This window comes from Mitsuaria chitosanitabida ATCC BAA-476 = NBRC 102408, assembly GCF_001598255.1.
Taxonomy (GTDB): domain Bacteria; phylum Pseudomonadota; class Gammaproteobacteria; order Burkholderiales; family Burkholderiaceae_C; genus Roseateles; species Roseateles chitosanitabidus.
The window spans coordinates 1-22,658 of the sequence record NZ_BCYP01000004.1; the positions used below are offsets into that span (position 1 = coordinate 1).

A 22,658-nucleotide genomic window follows, 5' to 3' on the forward strand; every position below is an offset into this window, starting at 1 on the left:
CCCCGCCTCAGCGGCGGGGCGCGCTCAGCAGGGCGCCTTCCACTCGCGCAGTTCGGTGGCGAGGATGGGGTGGCCGTCCTGCTCGGCGCGCCGGGCCAGCGCGTCGACGTTGGCGTCGGTGACGAACTCGTGGCCCACGCCCTTGACCAGCTGGCCGTAGACGCTGTCCAGGTCCTCGGCATCGACCCCGGTGTCGGAGGCGGGGACCGGCGGCGTGCCGGGCGGGAACTCCGGCATCAGATGCGAGATCTGCGGCTTCGGGCTCTTGCGGGCACGGGACGGGGTGGTGTGAGCGGCCATCGGTGAATCTCCTGGCGGGGGGAAGGTCGGAGGGCAGCGCGTCCGCGCGGGACGCGCCCGAGGGACCTTCGGCGAGCAAGCGCCGTTCCCTGCAAGTTCTCTTTGCGGGCGCGATGCGCGGACCTGGGGGCGGATGCGTCGGCGGTCCCGCGGATCGGCACGGTCGTGCTGCCGCTCGGGCGGCTACTTCGGCCGCACTGGCCGGCGCTCGGGTGTCGGCAGCCTGCCCTCGCGCAGCAGTCGGACGGCGTCCCCCACAGCCTCCGCCACCCGCCGCACTTCCTGCTGCAGCGCCGTGTCGCGGTCGAGCGCCTCGTGGCTGTCGAAGTAGGGCTGGTAGTAGCCGAGGTAGCGATCCAGCGCCGACGAGGGGCCCGCGTCGATCAGCCCCATCCAGTCCAGCCAGTCGGCGAGGTCGCGCCGCTGGCCCTCGACGCCGGCGACGTCGCCATGCACGACCAGTCCGTAGACGCGCCCGGCCAGATGTTTGGGATAGGACCAGCCGCTGGCCTCCATGGCCTTGGCCTCGGCGACGGTCTTGCCGTGCGTGGTGGTCGGATCGGGATTGCCGCCGTCGGCGCAGACCAGCCGGTCGATCATCAGCTTGAGCGCGCTGGGCGACTGGTACCAGTAGGTCGGCGTGAACAGGATGACGCCGTGCGCGGAGACCCAGCGCTCGTAGATCTCGTTCATCCAGTCCGAGGACTGGCCCAGCGCGTGATTCGGATAGCAACTGCAGGGCCAGTGGCACAGCGGCATCGCCGTCGACACGCAGCCCTTGCAGGGATGGATCTCGCGGCCGTACTCGGAGGTCATGAGGCTCAGATCCAGCACGTCGACGATCAGGTCGCGGCGGCTGAGCTGCTCGCGCGCGAGCTGGGTCAGACGCCAGGTCTTGGACATCTCGCCCGCGCAGCTGCCGTCGTTGCGGTCGCTCGCGCAAACCAGCAGCACGCGCGAGCGCGTCGCCGGATCGGCCCAGCGCTGCTGCGCGGTCTCGAGACGCTGCCGGGCCTCCAGCCATTCGACGGAGAGCGCGTAGGACGCATCCTTGAAGCCGGGCCCGGCCAAGCGGGTGCGCGGCGCCTTGCGGCCGTCCTTCATCGCCTGCCAGGCAATGTCCTCCAGCCGGGCGATGGCCTCGTCCTCGTCGCGGAAGGCGGGGTCGAAGAAGCGGCGCATGAAGCGTTCGTGGAACTGTTCGCGGGTCAGCTCCGCGGGCTGCTGGCCCTTGCGGATCTCGGTCATGGCGGCCTTCAGGGTTGGCGGTGGGGCCAGTATTCGCGGCCGTCGCGGCATGCCGCGTCGGACGGCGGCGGGTTCCGCCGACGGGCTTGTCCTACGGCACGTCCGACGTGGTGCGCGCAGCCCCGGCGCGATGCGCCGACCCCGGTCGCGCACCGCTCGCGTGCGTCAGGACTGTGGCGCTCCCCCGCGAACGCGGGGGCAGGTGATCCCGCCCCCGGGCTTCCCCGCAACCTGTTTGTCATGAAGCGAACCTACGCTTCGCCGTCCTTGATCCGCGCGAAGTCAAGCGCACAAGTTCACGCAATTTCTGACAAATTTTTGCCGTAAACGTTTGCGCAAACATTCGGTCGTCCGATTCCCTTCATCGACAGCGAGAGCCTCCCCATGAAATTCCAACCCGCCCTGCTCGCCGCCGGCGCCTTCCTGGCGCTGAGCTCCGCCGCCCATGCCGACGCGGTCAACCTGGCCACCTGGGGCTTCGACTCCAGCACCAAGCCGACCTACACCGACCATGGCGGCGCCAAGATGACCACCCTCGGCGTCAGCACGACCTTCGTCAGCCAGTCCGGTTCCTCCGACACCAACGGCAGCAGCCAGGCGCTGAACACGGCCGGCTACGCCGCGCAAGGCACCGGCAACCTGACGACCGGCCTGCAGTTCGCGATGGACACGACGGGCTACGAGAACATCGTCTTCAGCTTCGATCAGCGCAACAGCGCCACGGCCTCGTCCTGGACCGCGCTGCTGTACACGATCGACGGCGGCGAGAGCTGGATCCAGGCCGCGACCTATCACATGCTCAAGGACAGCACCTTCGTGAAGGGCCTGAGCTACGACTTCTCCAAGGTGCTGGGCGTCGCCGACAACGACTCCTTCGCGGTGCAGCTGGTCAGCATGTTCGCCCCTGGCACCAGCGCCTACGCGGCCACCGGCAGCGGCAACTACGGCACGGGCGGCACGATCCGCTACGACATGGTCCGCTTCACCGGCACCGAGATCATCGCGGCCGCCGTGCCCGAGCCCGAGTCCCTCGCGCTGATGCTGGCCGGCCTGGGCGCCATGGGCGTCGTGCTGCGCCGTCGCCAGCAGGCCTGATCGCCCGACACGCGCCCGCCGACGCGGCGGGCCGCCCCTGGAGCGCCCGGCGCGCTCCGCCTCGAACCCCACCGGCGCGCCCCGCGCGCCAAGCGAGCCCAACATGAATCCGTTCCGCTCCCTGTTCCCGGTCTCCGGCGGCGCCGCGCTGCGCGTCACCACGCTGAGCGCCATGGTCGTGGTCCTGTCCGCCTGCGGCGGCGGCCTGTCCGGCGACAGCAAGTCGCAATCGGCCGCGGCGTCCACCGACGACCGCGCCACCGCGCTGTCCGCCGACCCGGCCGCCAAGTACCCCGACCACCACGAGTTCGACGCCGCGCTGGACGTGCCGTTCACCGGCGCCGAGTCCACCGGCGCGCGCAACTTCGCCGTGCACCTGGACTACACCGGTGCGCCCAAGGGCACGTTGCTGGCCTACCGCGTCGAGCTGCGCAGCCCCACCGGCGCGCTGGTGCAACGCTGGAGCGGCGTCGAGCAGTACGCCGGTGACGTCAAGACCGTGCCGCTGGCCTGGGCCGGCCGTCAGGCCGGTCAGCCGGACGGTCTCTACACCGCCACGCTGACGGCTGTCACCGCCAAGGCGGGCACCGAGCTCAAGAGCTCCGGCGCCGACGCGCAGTTCGACGAGCTGCTGGCGCTGCAGCAGGCCGAGGGCACGGGCCACCAGATCGAGCAGAGCTGGAACTTCGGCGTCGGCAAGCTGGCCAAGATCTCGATGGGCGCGCTGCGTCCGCTGGCCATGGGCGCGTCGGGCGAAGCCGACCAGCGCGTGCGCGCGCAGTCGGCGGCGGTGGGCGCGGGCTCGTGGCCCTACACCATCTACTACGGCAGCTTCCACGGCCAGACCAACGACTCCGACGGCGGCGGCGCCATCGGCAGCTGCAACTCCTCGCAGCCGGCGCAAAGCGGCGCCTACGGTCCCGACGCGGCCTTCCCGTACGCGAAGAACGTGGGCCTGGACATCTTCGCCAACACCGACCACAACCACTACTTCGACGGCTCGTCGAGCACCAACACCAGCGGCTCGGCCACCGCGGCCAGGGCGCGCTACCAGCGCGGCCTGCAGATCGCGGCCGACTACACCGCGGCCAACCCCGGCTTCCTGGCCGTGTACGGCATGGAGTGGGGCGTCATCAGCAACGGCGGCCACCTGAACATCTTCAACAGCAACGAGCTGTTCTCGTGGGAGTACAACGCGCAGAACGAGCTCTTCGGTGATCGCTACATCGCCAAGAGCGACTACGCGACGCTGTACTCGGTGATGCGCGCGCAGGGCCTGATCGGCCAGTTCAACCATCCGGACGCGACCGGCCAGTTCATCATCAACGGCACCGACATGGCCTACAGCGCCGATGGCGACGAGGTGATGGTGATGTCCGAGGTGATGAACACCTCGGCGTTCTCCTCCAACACGACGGAGAGCGAGACCTCGCGCAGCTCCTACGAGGGCTCGTGGAAGAAGCTGCTGGAGCGCGGCTTCCACGTCGCGCCCGCGACCAACCAGGACAACCACTGCGCCAACTGGGGCGCGTCCTACACCAACCGCACCGCGGTGCTGATCCCGACCGGCACGCCGCTGAGCAAGAACGCGCTGATCGACGCGCTGAAGGCGCGCCGCGTCTTCGCGACGCTGGACAAGAACTCGCAGCTGATCTTCAGCGCCAACGGCAAGATCATGGGCGAGCGCTTCGACAACAGCGGCTCGCTGTCCATGAACGTGGGCTTCTACAACCCGAACGGCCGCACCGTGGTCGCGACGGAGATCTGGGAGGGCGTGCCCGGCCGCAACGGCACGGTCACGCTGCTGAGCAGCAGCCCGACGGCCACCATCACCCCGGCCAACGGCAAGCACTTCTACTACGCCAAGGTCACGCAGGACGACGGCAAGGTGCTGTGGTCCGCGCCGATCTGGGTCAACCAGGGCGTGTCGGGCGGCGACACCGTGGCGCCGACGGTCACCGCCTCGGTCTCGGGGACCAGCGGCACGATCACCTTCTCGGCCAACGCCAGCGACAACGTCGGCGTGACCAAGGTGGAGTTCTGGCTGGACGGCGTGCTGCGCGACATCGTCACCAGCGCCCCGTACACCCTGGCCGTCCCGTCGACGCAGCTGACCAACGGCAGCCACAGCCTGGTGGCCAAGGCCTATGACGCCGCGGGCAACACCGCGACCTCGCAGCCGGCGGCCTTCACGGTGAGCAATCCGGTCAACGCCGCCGACGAGGTGGAGCCCAACGACACCGTCGCCGCCGCCAACGACGTGGGCAACCGCACGTCGATCACCGGCTTCATCAGCAGCGACAACGACAAGGACTTCTACAAGGTCAACCTGGCCGCCAACCAGCGCCTGCGCGTGGACATGGTCGGCCCGTCCTCGTCGAGCATCGACTACGACCTGTACGTGGTGAAGGCCAACGGCTCCGGTCTGGCGCGCTCGGAAGGCGTGGGCAGCAACGAGTCGCTGACCTACCAGAATGGCGCGACCGCGCAGACGGTCTACATCAAGGTGATCCCGTACGCGGGCTACAGCACGACCGCCAGCTACACGCTGACGATCAGCTACCCGTAAAGCGAGCGGGGTGCCGCGCTGGCGCGACTCCCCGTCTCACTGATCCACGAACACGCCGCGTCATGCGGCGTGTCTCATTTCCGGCCGGCCGTCTGGGTGTCGGCTTCCCAGCCGCCGCCCAGCGCCATGAAGAGCTGGACCTGCTCGTCGATCAGCGTGGCCTCGGACGCGGCCAGGGCCGCGTCGCTGGCGGCCAGCGCGCGCTCGGCATCGAGCGCGTCCAGGTAGCCGACCTTGCCGCCTTGGTAGAGCCGGCGCGCCTGGCCCGCCACGAGGGCGGCCTCTTCGCGCGAGGCCTGCAGCGCGGCCTTGCGGTCGAGCTCGCGGGCGTACTGGTTGAGCGCGGTCTCGGTCTCGCGCAGCGCGTTCAGCACCGTGCCGTCGAAGCGCGCGGCGGCCTGCCGGGTGCCGGCCTCGGCCTGCGCGATGCGGGCATCGGCGACGCCGGTGTTGGGCAGCGTCCAGGAGATCAGCGGGCCCAGGCTCCAGCTCAGCGCGTCGCTCTTGCCGAAGCCTGCCAGCGTGCCGGCCGACGCGGCCGACAGGCCCAGCGAGATCTTCGGATAGCGGTCCGCGATGGCCACGCCGATGCGCGCCGTGGCGGCATGCAGTTCGCGTTCGGCCTGGCGGATGTCGGGCCGGCGGCGCAGCAGCGCGGCGCCGTCGCCCACCGGGAGGGTGCCGGCGACCTGCGGGGCGATGTGGCACTCGGCCAGGTCGCGCGGGAAATCCTCGGGCAGATCGCCGGTCAGCGTCGCGAGCCGGTACAGCGCCGACTGGCGTTGCGCCAGCAAGGGCGGCAGCGCGGCCTTGAGCTGCTGCAGCTGGCTGCGGGCGCGGGCCGCGTCGATCTCGCCGACGCGGCCGGCGTGCTGCAGCTTCTCCGTGAGCTCGAGCGCCTGACGCTGGAGCTCGACCGACTGCGTCGCGGCGTCCAGCCGCTGACCCGTGGCGCAAGCCTCGGCATAGGCGCGCGCGGTGCTGGCGGCGACGTTGACCTTCACCAGATCCAGCGCGGCCTGCGCGGCCTCGGTGCTGGCGTGGGAGGACTCGATCGCGCGACGGATCTGGCCGAACAGGTCCAGCTGGTAGGACAGGCCGACGCCCGCGCTGTAGCGGTAGGTGTCGGGCGGCACGTAGTCCTTCTTCAGCATCGACAGCCCGGACGGATGGCCGTAGCTGGGACCGCCGTTGACGCTGATCGTCGGCTTCTCGCCGCCGGCGACCTCGGTCTCCATGGCCTGCACGCGCTCGAGGTTGGCGGCGGCCTGGCGCAGGTCGGTGTTGTGGGCGAAGGCCTTCTCCACCAGCGCGTCCAGGCGCGCGTCCTGGAACAGGCGCCACCAGTGCGCGGGCAGCGGCTGCGCATCGAAGGGCGCGGGCGCCGCGGCCGTCGTCGCCTCGGCGGCGGCGCGTTGCTGCTCGGCGAAGGATCCGGAGGCGCGCGGCTTGAGCAGGGCGGCGTCGGCCGGCACCTGGTAGTCGGGGCCCTTCGGCGCGGTGGAGCAGGCCGCCAGCGCGGCGGCCGCGATCAGCGCCAGGAGGGGCGCGAAGCGTCGGGCGGGCCGCGGGGCGGCGGCGTGCCTCGGCCCGGGCAGGTGTGGGGTGCTCATGGTCTCAACCTCGCTGGGTGGTCCGCGGCTGCGACGCGGTCGGCGCCACGGCCTGTGCCTTGGCGGGCGCGGCGGGCGGCGCGGACGCGGTGCCGGACAGCACCTGCACGGTGACGGTCTGGCCGGCAACCAGGCGCTCGCCGGCCGGCAGCGGATCCAGCTTCACCCGCACCGGCACGCGCTGTGGCAGGCGGACCCAGTTGAAGCTCGGGTTCACGCTGGGCAGCAGGTTGGCGCTGGTGCTGCGATCACGGTCCGCGATGCCGGCCGAGAAGCTCTCCACATGGCCCTTGAGCGGGTGGCTCGCGCCCATCGGCAGGATCTCGACGGCATCGCCGACATGGATGCGCGCCAGCTTGGTCTCCTCGAAGTAGCCCTCGACGTAGAGCGACTGCGCGTCCACCAGGGCCAGCACCGGATGGCCGGCGCTGGCGTAGGCGCCCTGGCGCAGGTCGAAGTTGGTGATGGTGCCGGCCGACGGCGCGCGGATCTCGGCGCGCGCCAGGTTGAGCTTGGCGCTGTCGACGGCGACCTCGGCCTGCGCGACCGCGGCGCGCGACTGCTCGGCGCGGCTTCGGGTCTGCTCGCGCGCTTCCTGCGAGACCAGGCTGCCCAGGCCGCTGTTGCGGTCGGCCTCGCGCAGGGCCTGTGCCAGCGCGACCTTCTGCGCCGAGAGCTGCGCCTGCGCCTGGCGCAGCGCGAGCTCGTAGCGGGCGCGGTCGACCTCGAACAGCAGCGCGCCGGCCGCGACTTCCTGGTTGTCCTGCACCGGCACGGCGGTGACCAGGCCCGACACGTCCGGCGCGATCTGCACGACGTTGGCGCGCACGCGGCCGTCGCGGGTCCAGGGCTGGAGCTCGTAGCGGTCCCACAGGCGCGAGGCGGCCCACAGCGCGGCGGCCACCACGAGCAGGGTCACCAGGATGGAGACCGCGCGGCGCCAGGTGAAGGAGGATGCGGAGGAAGTCATGTCGTCGGGGCCGGCGGACCGGCATCAATCAGGTGTTCGGGCAGCGCGAGGGCGCTGGCTGGTGGAGTGGGACGCGTCGTCAGCCGGGGTGCAGCACGCGCAGCGAGGCGGCGCTCAGGCCCCAGAGCAGCACGACGTACAGGGCCATGTCGAAGAGCGCCGGATGCCAGATCCAGCGATAGGCGCCGGTCCAGGCGAGCACGCGCCGCACGAGCGCGAGCGCCAGCAGCGCGACGGCCGCCAGCGGCATCAGCCAGGGCAGGTAGAGCCCGAAGAAATCGACGGCGCCGGTCATGCCCGGTTCTCCTCGTGGGTGGGGGTAGCGGCCGGCGCTTGCGCGGCGTCGGTCGTGGGGAAGGTGTCCGCGTCGGGCGCGGAGGCGTCGACGTCATCCATCTCGTCGACCTCGTCGGCGGCGTCGAAGGCGGGCTCAGGCCCCCGTTCGTCGACGGGCTCCGCGATGAACAGCGGCGCCGGCGGCGCCTCGGGGAACAGGTTGCGGCGCAGGCCCAGCAGCGCGGAGGCGGCGGGGCGGACCTCGTCAGGCAGCGGGGCCAGCGGCGGGTAGGCGCGCACGATGCGGGCGAGCGTGTCGTCCAGGCGCTCGCGCAGCGTGTCCGGCGCGGCGCCCAGATCGCCGCCGATGCGGTTCCGCAGCCAGGCGGACAGCGCGTCCATCAGCGGACGCAGCGGCACGGCGGGCAGGCGCTCGCGCACGCTCTGCAGCGCGACCAGGTTGGCGCCGATGCGCAGGTCGCGCAGGGCGTCGTCGGTCGGCACGCCGGGCACCGAGCCGCCCGACTGCGCCACGCGCGGCGCCAGCAGCGAGATGCGGTCCAGCATGCGCAGCAGATAGGCCTGGCCGCGCGCGGCCGAGCGCGGCAGGCGGACCAGGTCGTCCAGTTCGCGCCAGGTGGTGCGCTGGATACGGCGGGCGCTCCAGTCGGCGCCGACCGAGCGCATCAGCCGCGTCACCCGGGCCGCCACGAAGACGCCGGCCAACTGGCCCAGCATCGAGTTCAGGAAGCTGGTCAGGTCCACCTGCGAGGTGTCGTGCATCACCAGCGTGCCGATCACGCCGAACAGGAAGGGCAGGGCGGCGCCCACCGTGGTCGGGCGGCCGACGTAGCAGCCGATGATCAGGAAGATCGGCGCGCAGACGGCCATCAGCGTCCACATGTCCTGCACCAGCGGCAGCAGCACCAGCACGTAGAGCGCGCCGACGGGCATGGACAGCACGGTCCAGTGCAGGAAGCCGTTGATCGCGGGGACGGGGTCGTCCATCGCCGCGAAGAAGCAGCAGAAGATCGCGGCCATCATCGCGGCCGCCGACCCCATGGACCAGCCGGTCAGGATCCAGAACGCGCAGCAGACCAGGATCGCGATCAGCGCGGCCGCGCCGGACCACAGGGCCATGCCCATGTCGCGGTGCAGCGTGTGGCCGCTGGGCGCCGACACGGCGCGCGAGGGCATGGGCGCGCCGCTCAACCCCAGGTCGATGTCCGAGCGCAGCTGCACGCAGTGCAGCCAGCCGTCGAGCAGCCGATCCAGCCGCTCCGCCAGCGCCACGCGCAGCAGGCGCGCCCACGGGTCGTCGGCGAGCTGCGTGCGGCGGGTCTCGTCGGTGAGCGCCGCGACGCGCTGGCGCAGCGCCGGCAGCTCGGCCTCGGCACGCGCGGCCGGGAGCGCCAGCCAGGGGCCGAGCCGGTCCAGCAGCGCCCGCACGTCGTCGGGGATGCCGCCGTGCGCCTCCAGCGCCTCGAGCCGATCCTCCACGCCCGCCAGCAGCGGCGTCAGCGCGGCGACGTGGTCCTGCATCGCATGGACGGCGTCGGCGGTCCAGCGCAGGTGGCTGGTGTCGAAGGGAATGTGGATGGACAGCAGCCGCAGCTGGGTGATGTCGCCCGCGACGCGGCGGCGGTCGGCGCCGCCGTCCTGGCGGGAGGCGATGTCGCCCAGCCAGGCGCGGGTGTCGCCCAGCGTGCGGTCCAGCAGCCCCAGCACCGAGGACGCCAGGCTGTTGGGCAGCACCAGACTGTGGATCAGCGAGGCGGACAGGATGCCCAGGCCGATCTCCTCGACCCGCGCCACGGCGGTGTCGAAGATGGTCAGCGGCGTGTCGACGGCCGGGAAGCCGATCAGCGCGGCCGTGTAGCCGGCCAGCATGAAGGCGTAGGCGCGCGGCGTGCGGTCGCGCAGCGAGAGGGTCAGGCAGCCCGCGACCCACAGCGCCAGCGCCAGGCTGAGCAGCTCCGGCGCGTTCACGAAGCGCGGCACCATCAGCACCGCCGCGGTGCTGCCCACCAGCGTGCCCAGGAAACGGAACAGGCCCTTGGAGCGCACCGCGCCGGCCATCGGGTGCGCGACGACGTAGGCCGTCATCAGCGCCCAGAACGGCCGCGGCTGGCCGGCCCAGCTGGCGAGGAACACCGCCAGCATCGCCGCCGCGAAGGCCTTGAACGAGAAGATCCATTCCGCGCGGGTGAAGCCGGGCGTGAAGACGGCCGGCAGCCTGGGCAGGGCCGGCAGGCGCGGCATGCGGAAGGCGGGGAGGGTGGGGAACTTCATGAGCGCGGGACCTCTCGGGGCGGCTTCACTTGCGCCGCGGCGGCACCGTCGGTTGCGGGGCGCCGACGCGTTCGGCCAGGGTGGAGAAGACCCGCAGCGCGGCTTCGATGTCCGCGTCGGGGATGCCTTGGTAGAGCTCGTTGCGCAGGTCGCGCAGCGTGACCTCGATCTGCTCGCAGGCGTCGGCGCCCAGCGCGGTCAGGTGCAAGGTCTTGGCGCGACGGTCGTCGGGATCCTCGTGGCGCTCGATGAAGCCGCCCGCGATCAGCTGGTCCAGCGAGCGCGTCAGCGAGGGGCCCTCGATGCCCAGCAGCGTGGCCAGCTCGCCCTGGCGCAAGCCGTCGCCCTGACGGCCGATCATCACCAGCGGCCAGGCCAGTGCCTGTGACAGACCGACATGGGCGATCGCCAGATTGGCGCGGGCGCGATACGCCCGCTCCAGTACCGGCAGCGTCACGCCCACCTTCATGAGGGCCGTCTCGCGGGCGGTGCGGGTCAGCGTGCGCTCGGGCTTGTCGGTCGAGGAGGTCATGCCCCGAATTCTAGATAGATAGCTTGCTAACTAATTTCATAGGGTTATTGCGGAGGGCGATAGATCGACAGCGCAATGAAAAACGGCCGATCTGTCGATCGGCCGTCGGGCATTTGCTGCTGCCTGCGTTGCTTTTAGGCGTCGCTGGCTGTCAAGCACATGTCACGACTTTGGGCGTCAGGCGCCCCGTCAGTCCTTGTCCTTCATCTGGAGCATGCGGTTGGTCCGCAGGGCCACCAGCGTGCAGATCGCGCCGGACAGCAGGTAGGCGGTCACCGCCCACAGCCCGTAGTGCGCCGACAGCCCCAGGGCCACCAGCGGCGCGAAGGCCGCGCCGATCAGCCAGGCCAGATCCGAGGTCAGCGCCGCGCCGGTGTAGCGGAAGCGGGGCAGGAAGTTGGACGTCACCGCGCCCGCCGCCTGGCCGTAGGACAGCCCCAGCAGGACGAAGCCCACCAGGATGAAGATGTTCTGACCCATGCTGCCGCTGTCCAGCAGGATGGGCGTGAACAGGCTGAAGATGCCGATGGTCGTGGCCAGGGTGCCCAGGGTGCTGCGCCGCCCGATGCGGTCGGCCACCATGCCCGAGATCGGCATCGCCGCCGCCGCCAGCAGGGCGCCGATGACCTGGACGATCAGGAACTGCGTGACGTTCTGGTCCCCGTAGAGCATCACCCAGGACAGCGGGAACACCGTGACGATGTGGAAGAGGGCGTAGCTCGCCAGGGCCGCGAAGGCGCCGATGAAGACGTTGTAGCCCTGCTGAGAGAACAGCTCGCCGGTGTCGGCGGGGTCGAGCTCGTGCTCCTCGAGGTTCTTCTCGTACTCGTGGGTCACGACCAGGCGCAGGCGGGCGAACAGCGCCACCACGTTGATCGCGAAGGCGGCGAAGAAGGGATAGCGCCAGCCCCAGCTCAGGAAGTCCACCGTCGCCAGGCTGCTCCACAGGTAGGCGTAGATCGCGGCCGCGATCAGGAAGCCGATGGGGGCGCCCAGCTGGCCCAGCATGGCGTACCAGCCGCGGCGCCCCGGGGGCGCGTTCAGGGCCAGCAGGGACGGGAGGCCGTCCCAGGAGCCGCCCAGCGCCAGGCCTTGCCCGATGCGGCAGGCGGCCAGCAGGGCGATGGCCGCACCGCCCCAGGCGTTGAAGCCGGGCAGCACGGCGATCGTGCAGGTGGAGATGCCCAGCAGGAACAGGGCCACCGTCAGCTTCACGCTGCGGCCGAAGCGGCGCTGGATCTCCATGCCGACCATGGTCCCGATGGGCCGGACCACGAAGGCCAGCGCCAGCAGCGCGAAGGCCCACAGGGTGCCCTCCAGCCGCTCCAGGTGGGGGAAGAAGATGGTCGGGAAGACCAGGACCGAGGCGATCCCGTAGACGAAGAAGTCGAAGTACTCCGACGCCCGTCCGATGACCACGCCGACCGCGATGTCGCCCGGGGCGACCGCGTCCTGCTCCTCCTGCGTCGCGACGCCGTTCCCCCGGGGCAGCGGTTGCCCGACGGTGGACAGGTGTTGCCCGGCTGTCGAAAGGGTGCTGCTGTTCATACGTCTCCTACCTGGGACAAAATGTCCAATAGTTGGTTTGAGTCAATCGGGCAAAATCTGCGCCCGGCGTGCAACGGTCGACAAGTGTCGTTTTCCCCTTTATCGCTTTCCCTCCGCAGGACAAACCCCCAGGTTTCGACGCGGTCCCGGGAAGCCTGGAGGGGGTCCCGCGTGAACTACGCCTGCTGGTTTGCTGAAGTCCCATGTACCTCAAAGCATCACTAAACACAAGCCTTGCCCGCAGACTGGCCCGATTCGGGCTGCTCGCGCTGGCGCTCCCCCTCTCCGCCTGCAACATGGTCGTGATGAAGCCTTCGGGCGACATCGCGAACCAGCAAGCGCAACTCATCGTCGCCTCGACCTTGCTGATGCTGCTGATCATCGTCCCGGTGATCATCCTGACGCTGGTCTTCGCGTTCCGATACCGCGCTTCCAACAAGGACGCGACCTACTCGCCGGAGTGGGACCACTCGACGCGGCTGGAACTGATCATCTGGGGCGCGCCCCTGCTGATCATCATCGCGCTGGGCGCGATGACCTGGATCTCGACGCACAAGCTCGATCCGTTCCGCCCGCTGGAGCGTCTGGACGCGCAGCGCGCGATCCCGACCGGCGTGGAGCCGCTGACCGTCGAGGTCGTGGCGCTGGACTGGAAGTGGCTGTTCATCTATCCGGAACAGGGCATCGCCACCGTCAACGAACTGGCCGCGCCGGTGGATCGTCCGATCCACTTCAAGATCAGCTCGTCGACCGTGATGAACGCGTTCTACGTGCCCGCCATGGCCGGCATGATCTACGCGATGCCCGGCATGCAGAGCCAGCTGCACGCGGTCATCAACAAGCCCGGCGTGTACGACGGCTTCTCGTCCAACTTCAGCGGCGACGGCTTCTCGCACATGCGCTTCAAGTTCCACGGCCTGTCGAACGACGAGTTCGCCGCCTGGGTCGAGCGCAACAAGGCCGACGGCGTGGCGCTGACCAAGGAGATGTACCTCGACCTGGAGAAGCCGTCCGAGCGTCAGCCGGTGCGTCGTTTCGCCAGCGTCGCTCCGGGCCTGTTCGACGCGGTCGTGAACCGCTGCGTCGACGGCTCGAAGATGTGCATGGGCCAGATGATGGCGATCGACGCCGCCGGCGGCGGCGGCAAGGGCGCCATCGACGGCCTGGCCAGCAAGCCCTGGAGCAATGAGCAGAAGCGCGTTTTCGTCGCTTCGCTGTGCACCCCCGACAACGCGGGGCAGTACGCCTCCCAGTGGCAGGCCTCGGCCACCCGTAACTGACCCGTCGGCCCGGCTTCGCTGATCGCAGCGGCGCCGGGCTCGCGCACTACCGAGATCCAAGATGATTGACGCTCAAAAGCTCATCTTCGGACGCCTCAGTCTCGAGGCGATTCCTTATCACGAGCCGATCCTGATCGGCACTTTCGCGGCCGTGGCGCTGGGCGGACTGTTCGTCCTCGCGCTGATGACCAAGTTCCGGCTCTGGGGCCCCTTCTGGCGTGACTGGGCGACCAGCATCGACCACAAGAAGATCGGCATCATGTACATCGTGCTGGGTCTGGTCATGCTGCTGCGCGGCTTCGCCGACGCGGTCATGATGCGCGCCCAGCAGGCCATCGCCTTCGGCGACCAGCTCGGCTTCCTGCCGCCGCACCACTACGACCAGGTCTTCACCGCCCACGGCGTGATCATGATCTTCTTCGTGGCGATGCCGCTGATCACGGGCTTCATGAACTTCGTGGTGCCGCTGCAGATCGGCGCCCGCGACGTGGCCTTCCCCTTCCTGAACAACTTCAGCTTCTGGATGACCACCGGCGGCGCCGTGCTGGTCATGCTGTCGCTGTTCATCGGCGAGTTCGCGCGCACCGGCTGGCTGGCCTACCCGCCGCTGTCGGGCATCCTGGCGAGTCCGGGGGTGGGGGTCGACTACTACATCTGGGGCCTGCAGGTCGCCGGTGTCGGCACGACGCTGTCCGGCATCAACCTGATCGCGACCATCATCAAGATGCGCGCGCCGGGCATGACCATGATGAAGATGCCGGTCTTCACCTGGACCTCGCTGTGCTCGAACATCCTGATCGTGGCCTCGTTCCCGATCCTGACCGCGGCCCTGGCGCTGCTGTCGCTGGACCGTTACGTCGGCACCAACTTCTTCACGACGGACCTCGGCGGCAACGCCATGATGTACGTCAACCTGATCTGGATCTGGGGCCACCCCGAGGTCTACATCCTGGTGCTGCCGGCCTTCGGCATCTTCTCTGAGGTCGTCTCGACCTTCAGCCAGAAGAAGCTGTTCGGCTACGCCTCGATGGTCTACGCGACCGTCGTGATCACCATCCTGTCGTACCTGGTGTGGCTGCACCACTTCTTCACGATGGGCTCGGGTGCCAGCGTCAACTCGTTCTTCGGCATCACGACGATGATCATCTCGATCCCGACGGGCGCGAAGATCTTCAACTGGCTGTTCACGATGTACCGTGGCCGCATCAAGTTCGAGGTCCCGATGTACTGGACCGTCGGCTTCATGGTCACCTTCGTGATCGGCGGCATGACCGGCGTGCTGCTGGCGGTTCCGCCCGCGGACTTCGTGCTGCACAACTCGCTGTTCCTGATCGCCCACTTCCACAACGTGATCATCGGCGGCGTGCTGTTCGGCCTGCTGGCGGGCATCTCGTTCTGGTTCCCGAAGGCCTTCGGCTACAAGCTGGATCCGTTCTGGGGCAAGTGCTCGTTCTGGTTCTGGCAGATCGGCTTCTTCGTCGCCTTCACGCCGCTGTACGTGCTGGGCCTGATGGGCGTGACCCGCCGCATGAGCCACTTCGACGATCCGTCGCTGCAGATCTGGTTCCAGATCGCCGCCTTCGGCGCGCTGCTGATCGCCGCGGGCATCGGCAGCTTCCTGATCCAGCTGGTGGTCTCCTACATCAAGCGCGACGAGCTGCGCGACGTGACGGGCGACCCCTGGAACGGCCGCACGCTGGAGTGGTCGACCTCGTCGCCCCCGCCGCAGTACAACTTCGCGTTCACGCCGGTGGTGCATGACCACGACGCGTGGCACGACATGAAGACCCGCGGCCATCAGCGTCCGACCGCCAACTTCCAGGACATCCACATGCCCAAGAACACCGCCGCCGGCGTGATCCTGGCGGGCCTGTCGACCCTGGTGGGCTTCGCGCTGATCTGGCACATGTGGCTGGTGGCCGGCGTGGCGTTCGCGGTGACGGTGATCGCGGCGATCGTCCACACCTTCAACTACAAGCGCGACTACTACATCAAGGCCGATGAAGTGACGCGCACGGAGGACGCCCGCACGAAGGTGCTGGCCGCCCAGGCCTGAATCCGCAGCGAGCGATATCCAATATGCAAGCAACGACCATGACGAACAACACCGGCACGCCGGTGTTCTACGACAACGGCGACCATCATCCGCAGCACGGCACGCTCCTCGGGTTCTGGATCTACCTGATGAGCGACTGCCTGATCTTCGCGGTGCTGTTCGCGGCGTATGCGGTCCTGGGCCGCAGCTACGCGGCCGGCCCGTCGGGGGCGGACCTCTTCGACCTGCCGCTGGTGGCGCTCAACACCGGCTTCCTGCTGCTCTCGTCGATCACCTATGGCTTCGCCATGATCAAGATGCTGGGCAACAAGAAGTCCGGCGTCCTGGGCTGGCTGGCGATCACCGGCATCCTGGGCCTGTGCTTCCTGGGCGTGGAGCTCTACGAGTTCGCGCACCTGATCCACGAGGGCGCGGGCCCGCAGCGCAGCGCCTTCCTGTCGTCGTTCTTCACGCTGGTGGGCACCCACGGCCTGCACGTGACCTTCGGCTCGATCTGGCTGGTGACGCTGATGTTCCAGGTGGCCAAGTTCGGCCTGACCAAGGAGAACAAGCGCCGCCTGATCTGCCTGTCGATGTTCTGGCACTTCCTGGACGTGATCTGGATCGGTGTCTTCACCTTCGTCTACCTGATGGGAGCGCTGTGATGAGCGGCAACCACAACGACCACAACCACGATCATGGCCACGGCCATGACGACCACGACGACGTCGGCTATCACGCCACGGTCAAGGGCTACCTGATCGGCTTCATCCTGTCGGTGGTCCTGACGGCGATCCCGTTCTGGCTGGTGATGGCCAAGATCATTCCGTCGGCGAGCACCACGGGCATCGTCCTGCTGGTCTTCGCGGCGGTGCAGATCGTGGTGCACATGGTGTACTTCCTGCACATGAACTCGAAGGTCGAAGGCGGCTGGTCCATGCTGTCGCTGATCTTCACGATCGCGGTGGTGGTGATCATGCTGGCGGGCTCGATCTGGGTCATGTTCCACCTGAACAGCAACATGATGCCCATCCACGACATGCGCAACATGCCCTGATGGCCGAGACCATCCGGGAACCGCAGCGGCCGCGCCGCGGCGGCGCCTTCTGGGCGCTGCTGCTGGGCGCGGCCCTTTCGTTTGTGGCCTTCCTCGCGCTGGGCCTCTGGCAGGTGCAGCGTCTGGGCTGGAAGGAAGACCTGATCGCGCGCGTAGACCAGCGCCTGGCCGCCGCGCCGGTGAGGGCGCCCGACGCGGCGCACTGGACCTCGATCAACAAGGCCGATGACGAGTACCGCAAGGTCCTGCTGATCGGGACCTTCGATCACTCGCGCGAGACCCTGGTGGGCGCGAGCACCGAGCTCGGCACCGGCTACTGGGTGCTCACGCCGCTGCGCACGACGCAGGGCGACTGGGTGCTGGTGAACCGCGGCTTCGTGACGCCGGAGTTCAAGACCCGCGCCTCGCGCACCGCGTCCGAGACGCAGGGCGAGGATCGTGTCGTCGGCCTGCTGCGCCTGCCCGAGCCGGGCGGCGACCTGCTGCGCAAGAACGCGCCGGAGCAGGACCGCTGGTACTCGCGTGACGTCGAGGCCATCGCCAAGGCGCGCAGCGTCGAAGGGCCGGTGGCGCCTTACTTCGTCGACGCCGCCGCGGCCGACGACCAGACGCGCTGGCCGCGTGGCGGCCTGACGGTGGTGCGCTTCAACAACCACCACCTGCAGTACGCGCTGACCTGGTTCGCGATGGCCGCGATGGTGGCGGGCATCGCCTTCTACCTGTGGCGCATCGAGCCGCGCCGGCGCGCTGCCGCGTCCGGCACGGCCTGACCCCGCGGGTCCCTGCTCGCCGACTCCGACGACGACTCCTCCGACGCCCGCGATGCCGCTCGCTCCTCCCGATCCCGACGACGACCATCCCGACGACAGCCGCTATCTGGACGGCGAGGACGGCGCGGCGCTGAACGCCATCAACGAGGTCCGCGCGCTCGAGGCCGGCCGCAACAACCTGCTGCAGCTGGTGCAGCTGCGCTGGCTGGCGGCGGCGGGCCAGTTCGCGACGGTGCTGTCGGTGCACTACGCGCTGCACATCCGGCTGCCGATGCCGGAGATGCTGACCCTGCTGGCGGTGCTGGTGCTGTTCAACCTGGCCTGCTGGCTGCGCGCGCGCTGGATGCCCAGCGTCCGCAATGCCGAGCTCTTCGCGGGCCTGCTGGTGGACGTCGCGGTGCTGAGCGGCCAGCTGTACTACAGCGGCGGCGTCACCAATCCCTTCATCTTCCTGTTCCTGCTGCAGATCGCGGTGGGCGCGGTGCTGCTGCCCTCGCGCTACATCTGGTTCATGGTGGGACTGACGGGCGGCTGCTTCATCGCGCTGACGCAGTGGCATCAGCCGCTGCTGGTGCCGGACATGGCCGGCCTGGCGCTGCCCACGCACTACATCGGCGGATTGCTGATCTGCTTCGCGATCAACGCGGGGCTGCTGGTGATCTTCATCCAGCGCATCGGGCGCAACCTGCGCACGCGCGACGCGCGCCTGGCCGACCTGCGCCAGCGCGCGGCGGAAGAGGAGCACATCGTCCGCATGGGCCTGCTCGCCTCGGGCGCCGCGCACGAGCTGGGCACGCCGCTGGCGACCTTGTCGGTGATCCTGGGCGACTGGTCGCGCATGGCGCCCTTCGCCGGCGACCCGGAGCTGCGCGAGGAGATCGAGGAGATGCAGGTCCAGCTCAAGCGCTGCAAGGCGATCGTGAGCGGGATCCTGATGTCGGCGGGCGAGTTGCGCGGCGAGTCGCCGGTGGTGACCACGCTGCAGGCCTTCCTGGGCGAGCTGGTGGAGCACTGGCGCGCGACGCGCTCGCGCGAGGGCCTGGAGTACCGCCCCGATCCGGACCTGCCGACGCTGCGCATCGTGTCGGACGTCGGGCTCAAGCAGATGATCGACAACATCCTGGACAACGCCCTCGAGGCGGCGCCGGGCCATCCGGTGATGCTGCGCGCGCTGATCGAGGATGGCCAGCTGGTGCTGCGCGTGCGCGATCGCGGGCCGGGTTTCCTGCCGGAGATGCTGGAGCGCTTCGGCAAGCCCTATCAATCGAGCAAGGGCCGCGCGGGTGGGGGGCTGGGTCTGTTCCTGGCGCTGAACGTGGTGCGCTCGCTGGGCGGGCGCCTGCAGGCCCGCAACCGCGACGCGGAGGAGGGCGGCGGCGCGGAAGTCGAGATCCGCATGCCGCTTTCCGCGCTCGCGCCGCAAGGACTGTCCGACAATGGCGGCCATGATGCAGGATGACCTTTCCGCCGATGCCGACCGGCTGCTGCTGATCGTCGAGGACGACGACGCGTTCGCGCGCACGCTGGCGAGATCGTTCGAGCGTCGCGGCTATCAGGTGCTGCGCGCGACCAGCCTGGAGCAGGTGCAGAAGCTGCTCGACGAGCGCGCGCCGGACGAGCGTCCGGAGTACGCGGTGGTCGATCTGAAGCTGGCGGGCGGGGGTTCGGGCCTGGCCTGCGTGCAGGCGCTGCACGAGCGGGATGACGAGATGGTCATCGTCGTGCTGACCGGCTACGCGAGCATCGCGACCGCGGTCGAGGCGATCAAGCTGGGCGCTCGTCACTACCTGGCCAAGCCCGCGAACACCGATGACATCGAGGCCGCGTTCTCGCGCGCGGACGGCGACGCGGACGTCGAGGTGACCGCGCGCGCGACGACCTCGATCAAGACGCTGGAGTGGGAGCACATCCACGAGACGCTGGCGGCGACCGACTTCAACATCTCGGAAACCGCCCGCCGCCTGGGCATGCATCGCCGCACGCTGGCACGCAAGCTGGAGAAGCAGCGGGTGAAGTGAGGGCGCCTCGCGAGACCGATGGACCAAGGGACCCGCGAGGGTCCCTTGTCGTTTGGCGAGTCATGGCCGGCTCCGCGGCCGGCGTCGGGACTCAGTTGGTTCGCGTCGGCGCCGGACCGCGCACCACGCGGGCCTTGCCGCCGGTGGTGATGATCATGACGGGCTCGCCCGACTGCCAGTTCTCGTTGCCTTGCGCCTGGACGATCGCCCGGCGTTCGCCGTTGCGCAGCTGGACGATGATCTCCACCGCCTGTTCCTTGGTCACGCCGCGCTCCACCGCATTGCCCAGCGCCGCGCCGGCCACCGCGCCGAGCACGCCGACCACCAGGCCCTCGCGATGGCCGCCGACGCTGCCGCCGGCCACGCCACCCACCACCGCGCCGGTCACCGCGCCGGCACCGCTCTGGCTCCCGTCCACCGTCACCGGACGCCACGACAGCACGGTCGCATCCTGCACCTGCGACAGGCGCTGCGCGTCACCGCGCTGGATCACATCGGGACTCGTCGTGGAACACGCGGCCAGGGCCGCCACCATCGTCGCAATCAAGAGCTTCTTCATGTCGTACTCCAGTCGATTTCCGGCCAACGAACACGCGCGCGCCACCGTTGACCAGGCAACAAGTCTTTACCTGCTGCTCACGGGCAAGGCGCGCGCCGCGGCGCGTGGCCCAGGCAATCACTCTACACAAGTCGCCCGGCACGCACCGGCGGCGAGGGGATCAGGCCCAGCTCGCGGGCGATGCCCGCGGCCTCGGTGCGCGTGGCGGCGCCGAGCTTTTCCAGGATCGCCTTCATGTGCGTCTTCACCGTGCCGGCGGAGATCCGCAGCGTCTGCCCGACCGCCTTGTTGCTCTTGCCCAGCGCCACCTCGCCCAGCACCTCGCGTTCGCGCTCGGTGAGCGCGCTGCGGGTCATGCTCGCGGCCACGCGCTGCGCGGCGCGCTGGCTCAGGTAGCGCGAGCCGCGCGCGACCAGGCGCACGCCGTTGACCAGCTCCTCGATGTGGCAGCCCAGGTCCGCATAGCCCTCGACGCCGGCCTCCAGCGCCGAGCGCACGTCGTGCTCGCGATCGTTGGCGGTGAGCAGCAGCACCTTGGCGCCCTCGGGACGCGCGGGCGCCTGCAGGAAGGGCGGTCGCGGCGCGCGGGGCGAGCGACGCTCATGGACCAGGCTCAGCGCGCCCTCGTAATCGGTGATCACGACGCGCGGCTCGGCCTGTTCATGCTCGACGAGCTCGATGTCCGCGTGACGGGCCAGCACCGTGGCGAGCCCCACGGCCACGAGCGGATCGGCATGCGCGACCCGCACCTGGATGCGATGGAAAGACGTGTTCATCATGGGGAGCTCCCTCTGTGCGACCCCGTCAGACTAGGGCCGGGCGGGTGAGCTCGCCATAACGTCTTGGTATGAGGGAAGCCCCCGTCGGATGGGGGAGGGCGCGCGCTACGACACGTACAGCCGGGACGAGCGCGGCACGCTGGCGAGCAGGAACTCCATCTGGTCCGCCAGGATGCGGCGGCCGCGCAGGATCATGTCCTCGTGCAAGCTGGGCACGTAGGGGAGATAGAGCAGCGACATGTGCGCCTCCTCCGGGGTGCGGTTGCCCTTGCGGCCGTTGCAGCCACGGCAGGCGGTGATGCAGTTCATCCAGGTGTCCTTGCCGGCGCGCGACACCGGCTGGATGTGCTCACGCGTCAGGTGGTCCGGATGGAAGCTGTGGCCGCAGTACGCGCAGACATGGCGGTCGCGCGCGAACAGCTTGAAGTTGGACAGCGCCGGCGACTGGCGCCAGGCGCGGCTGGGAATCGCGCCGCGCACGGCCACGATGGGGTGAAGCTCGATGCGCGACTGCAGGCCCGTGATGCGCTGGTAGCCGCCGCGCAGGATGTGGCACGGGTCCCCCAGCGTCCACGCGATGGCGTCGCTGGCATAGAGCACCGCTGCTTCCTTCGTCGAGATCCAGGCCTGCGGTCGGCCCGAGATGTCCAGTTGCAGAACGTCCACGGTCGATGACCTCCAGCGACAAAGGGTAATCCAGTAGTGGGGGGCAACTCAAGTGCCAGGTCGCATCCGGTGGCGCCATCGACACGCGTTTCGCGCTTTTCGGCGAAGTTCGGTGCCGGTTCGGCGATGAATGGCGCGGCATTGGCCGATCGAGGCCGGCGCGAACGAGCCATCCGACCTGTCTTGCGGCGGTCTTGTGGCGGCCGGCCGTCCCCGGTCGGCCCGCCCGGCCCCCCTCAGCCGGGCAGCTGGCCCAGCGCGCGTAGCGTCGCGAGGCCGATCAGGCCGCCGGCGGACAGCGCGTCCTCCGGCAGGCGCGCGCGGCCCAGCCGCACATCGGGGGCGAGGACGTCCAGCCGTTCCCGCAGCGGCGGCGCGTCGTCGGCGTCGATCTGGACGACGCACAGCAGCGGCGCGTCCGCGCGACCCGCCCAGCCGATGAGATCGCCGCCCTCCAGACCCGCCATCAGCTGCGCGGCCAGGGGCGGCAGTTCCGCCGCGTGGCCCGCGATCACGTGCACCACGACCTCCGAGCCATCGCGCAGCGCGAGCCGCACCGTCTGATCGAGACGCCCGTGCAGCGCGTCGGCATCGAGCGGCGCGGGCATCGGCAGGTCCGCGTGACCGGTGAGCTGGCGCAGCATCACGTCGAGCTCCTCGGCCTTGTCGAAGAAGCCGTTGGCCCCCGCCGCGAGCACGCCGGCGCGGTAGGCCTCGGTCTGATGGGAGAGCACGTGCACCTGGCCGGCATAGCCCTGCTTGCGCAGCGTCTTGAGCACCGCCAGGCCGGAGCCGCCCTGCGCCAGCGACAGGTCCAGCAGCACCGCCCTCGGCTGCAGCGCCGTGACCAGCGCGATGGCGGTGGTCTCGTCGGCGGCCTCGCCGATCACGCGCAGGCCGGGCACCGCGTCCAGCCGCTGCAGCAGCTGGCGGCGGATGGTCAGCGAGTCCTCGACGAGGACCACGGTCAGCAGGCCCGCGTCCGGCGTCGTGGCCGGCGCGGTGGAGGAGGAGGGCGTCTCGTTCGGCTGCATCGGGCTCCCGTGTCGTT

Annotated in this window: 21 protein-coding genes; 9 read left to right on the forward strand and 12 right to left on the reverse strand. The window is 69.7% G+C overall.

What is annotated here, in order from left to right; translation table 11 throughout:
• Positions 1-24 precede the first annotated feature (24 nt).
• A complete protein-coding gene (locus tag MCHT01_RS01455) occupies positions 25-300 on the reverse strand; it encodes a hypothetical protein (RefSeq protein WP_067061414.1) in 276 nt (91 codons plus the stop codon).
• 183 nt (positions 301-483) lie between these two features.
• Entirely contained in the window at positions 484-1,548 is a 1,065-nt protein-coding gene (locus MCHT01_RS01460) for a flavodoxin family protein (RefSeq protein ID WP_084451580.1), read from the reverse strand.
• A 384-nt stretch (positions 1,549-1,932) separates the two neighbouring features.
• On the opposite strand from MCHT01_RS01460, the gene MCHT01_RS01465 reads away from it, so the two are divergent.
• Entirely contained in the window at positions 1,933-2,643 is a 711-nt protein-coding gene (locus tag MCHT01_RS01465; protein WP_067061420.1) for a PEP-CTERM sorting domain-containing protein, read from the forward strand.
• 103 nt (positions 2,644-2,746) lie between these two features.
• A complete protein-coding gene (locus tag MCHT01_RS26625; protein ID WP_067061423.1) occupies positions 2,747-5,212 on the forward strand; it encodes a CehA/McbA family metallohydrolase in 2,466 nt (821 codons plus the stop codon).
• A 74-nt stretch (positions 5,213-5,286) separates the two neighbouring features.
• Here MCHT01_RS26625 and MCHT01_RS01475 read toward each other — a convergent pair whose 3' ends face one another.
• From MCHT01_RS01475 to MCHT01_RS01500, 6 genes are all read right to left on the reverse strand, one after another.
• Positions 5,287-6,825 carry an efflux transporter outer membrane subunit gene (locus MCHT01_RS01475; protein ID WP_067061426.1) on the reverse strand — a complete coding sequence of 513 codons (1,539 nt, stop codon included), beginning with the start codon at positions 6,823-6,825 and terminating at the stop codon, positions 5,287-5,289.
• Positions 6,826-6,829: 4 nt separating this feature from the next.
• Complete coding sequence (locus MCHT01_RS01480) at positions 6,830-7,795, reverse strand: efflux RND transporter periplasmic adaptor subunit (protein WP_067061429.1); 966 nt, start codon at positions 7,793-7,795, stop codon at positions 6,830-6,832.
• Positions 7,796-7,874: 79 nt separating this feature from the next.
• Positions 7,875-8,090 (reverse strand): DUF1656 domain-containing protein, encoded by a 216-nt coding sequence (locus MCHT01_RS01485; protein WP_067061431.1) that lies wholly within the window; start codon positions 8,088-8,090, stop codon positions 7,875-7,877.
• A complete protein-coding gene (locus tag MCHT01_RS01490) occupies positions 8,087-10,363 on the reverse strand; it encodes an FUSC family protein (protein ID WP_369688589.1) in 2,277 nt (758 codons plus the stop codon). Before MCHT01_RS01490 ends, MCHT01_RS01485 begins: the two co-directional genes overlap by 4 nt.
• Before the next feature lie 25 nt (positions 10,364-10,388).
• Positions 10,389-10,895, reverse strand: a complete 507-nt coding sequence (locus MCHT01_RS01495; RefSeq protein ID WP_067061434.1) for a MarR family winged helix-turn-helix transcriptional regulator — start codon at positions 10,893-10,895, stop codon at positions 10,389-10,391.
• Between the two features lie 189 nt (positions 10,896-11,084).
• Complete coding sequence (locus tag MCHT01_RS01500) at positions 11,085-12,443, reverse strand: MFS transporter (RefSeq protein WP_067061437.1); 1,359 nt, start codon at positions 12,441-12,443, stop codon at positions 11,085-11,087.
• 305 nt (positions 12,444-12,748) lie between these two features.
• Between MCHT01_RS01500 and cyoA the strand changes: the two genes are divergently transcribed.
• The 7 genes from cyoA to MCHT01_RS01535 all read left to right on the forward strand — a co-directional run bounded on the left by cyoA (position 12,749) and on the right by MCHT01_RS01535 (position 19,603).
• Positions 12,749-13,723, forward strand: coding sequence for a ubiquinol oxidase subunit II (gene cyoA, locus MCHT01_RS01505; protein WP_245643127.1), 975 nt, complete (start codon positions 12,749-12,751; stop codon positions 13,721-13,723).
• A 61-nt stretch (positions 13,724-13,784) separates the two neighbouring features.
• Positions 13,785-15,779 (forward strand): cytochrome o ubiquinol oxidase subunit I, encoded by a 1,995-nt coding sequence (gene cyoB / locus MCHT01_RS01510; RefSeq protein WP_067061442.1) that lies wholly within the window; start codon positions 13,785-13,787, stop codon positions 15,777-15,779.
• A 38-nt stretch (positions 15,780-15,817) separates the two neighbouring features.
• Entirely contained in the window at positions 15,818-16,423 is a 606-nt protein-coding gene (gene cyoC, locus MCHT01_RS01515) for a cytochrome o ubiquinol oxidase subunit III (RefSeq protein WP_245643128.1), read from the forward strand.
• The gene (cyoD, locus tag MCHT01_RS01520) at positions 16,423-16,815 is read left to right on the forward strand and encodes a cytochrome o ubiquinol oxidase subunit IV (protein WP_067061448.1); all 393 of its coding nucleotides are present in this window, start codon (positions 16,423-16,425) and stop codon (positions 16,813-16,815) included. Before cyoC ends, cyoD begins: the two co-directional genes overlap by 1 nt.
• A complete protein-coding gene (locus MCHT01_RS01525; RefSeq protein WP_067061450.1) occupies positions 16,815-17,585 on the forward strand; it encodes an SURF1 family protein in 771 nt (256 codons plus the stop codon). The genes cyoD and MCHT01_RS01525 overlap by 1 nt, the downstream gene beginning before the upstream one ends.
• A 52-nt stretch (positions 17,586-17,637) precedes the next feature.
• Positions 17,638-19,044 carry an ATP-binding protein gene (locus tag MCHT01_RS01530; protein ID WP_084451582.1) on the forward strand — a complete coding sequence of 469 codons (1,407 nt, stop codon included), beginning with the start codon at positions 17,638-17,640 and terminating at the stop codon, positions 19,042-19,044.
• Entirely contained in the window at positions 19,031-19,603 is a 573-nt protein-coding gene (locus MCHT01_RS01535) for a response regulator transcription factor (RefSeq protein ID WP_245643129.1), read from the forward strand. The genes MCHT01_RS01530 and MCHT01_RS01535 overlap by 14 nt, the downstream gene beginning before the upstream one ends.
• Before the next feature lie 91 nt (positions 19,604-19,694).
• Here MCHT01_RS01535 and MCHT01_RS01540 read toward each other — a convergent pair whose 3' ends face one another.
• From MCHT01_RS01540 to MCHT01_RS01555, 4 genes are all read right to left on the reverse strand, one after another.
• Positions 19,695-20,162, reverse strand: coding sequence for an outer membrane lipoprotein (locus MCHT01_RS01540; RefSeq protein WP_067061453.1), 468 nt, complete (start codon positions 20,160-20,162; stop codon positions 19,695-19,697).
• 122 nt (positions 20,163-20,284) lie between these two features.
• Positions 20,285-20,941 carry a response regulator transcription factor gene (locus tag MCHT01_RS01545; RefSeq protein ID WP_067061456.1) on the reverse strand — a complete coding sequence of 219 codons (657 nt, stop codon included), beginning with the start codon at positions 20,939-20,941 and terminating at the stop codon, positions 20,285-20,287.
• A 105-nt stretch (positions 20,942-21,046) separates the two neighbouring features.
• A complete protein-coding gene (locus tag MCHT01_RS01550; protein ID WP_067061459.1) occupies positions 21,047-21,607 on the reverse strand; it encodes an HNH endonuclease in 561 nt (186 codons plus the stop codon).
• Between the two features lie 236 nt (positions 21,608-21,843).
• Entirely contained in the window at positions 21,844-22,641 is a 798-nt protein-coding gene (locus MCHT01_RS01555) for a response regulator (RefSeq protein ID WP_067061462.1), read from the reverse strand.
• Positions 22,642-22,658 lie beyond the last annotated feature (17 nt).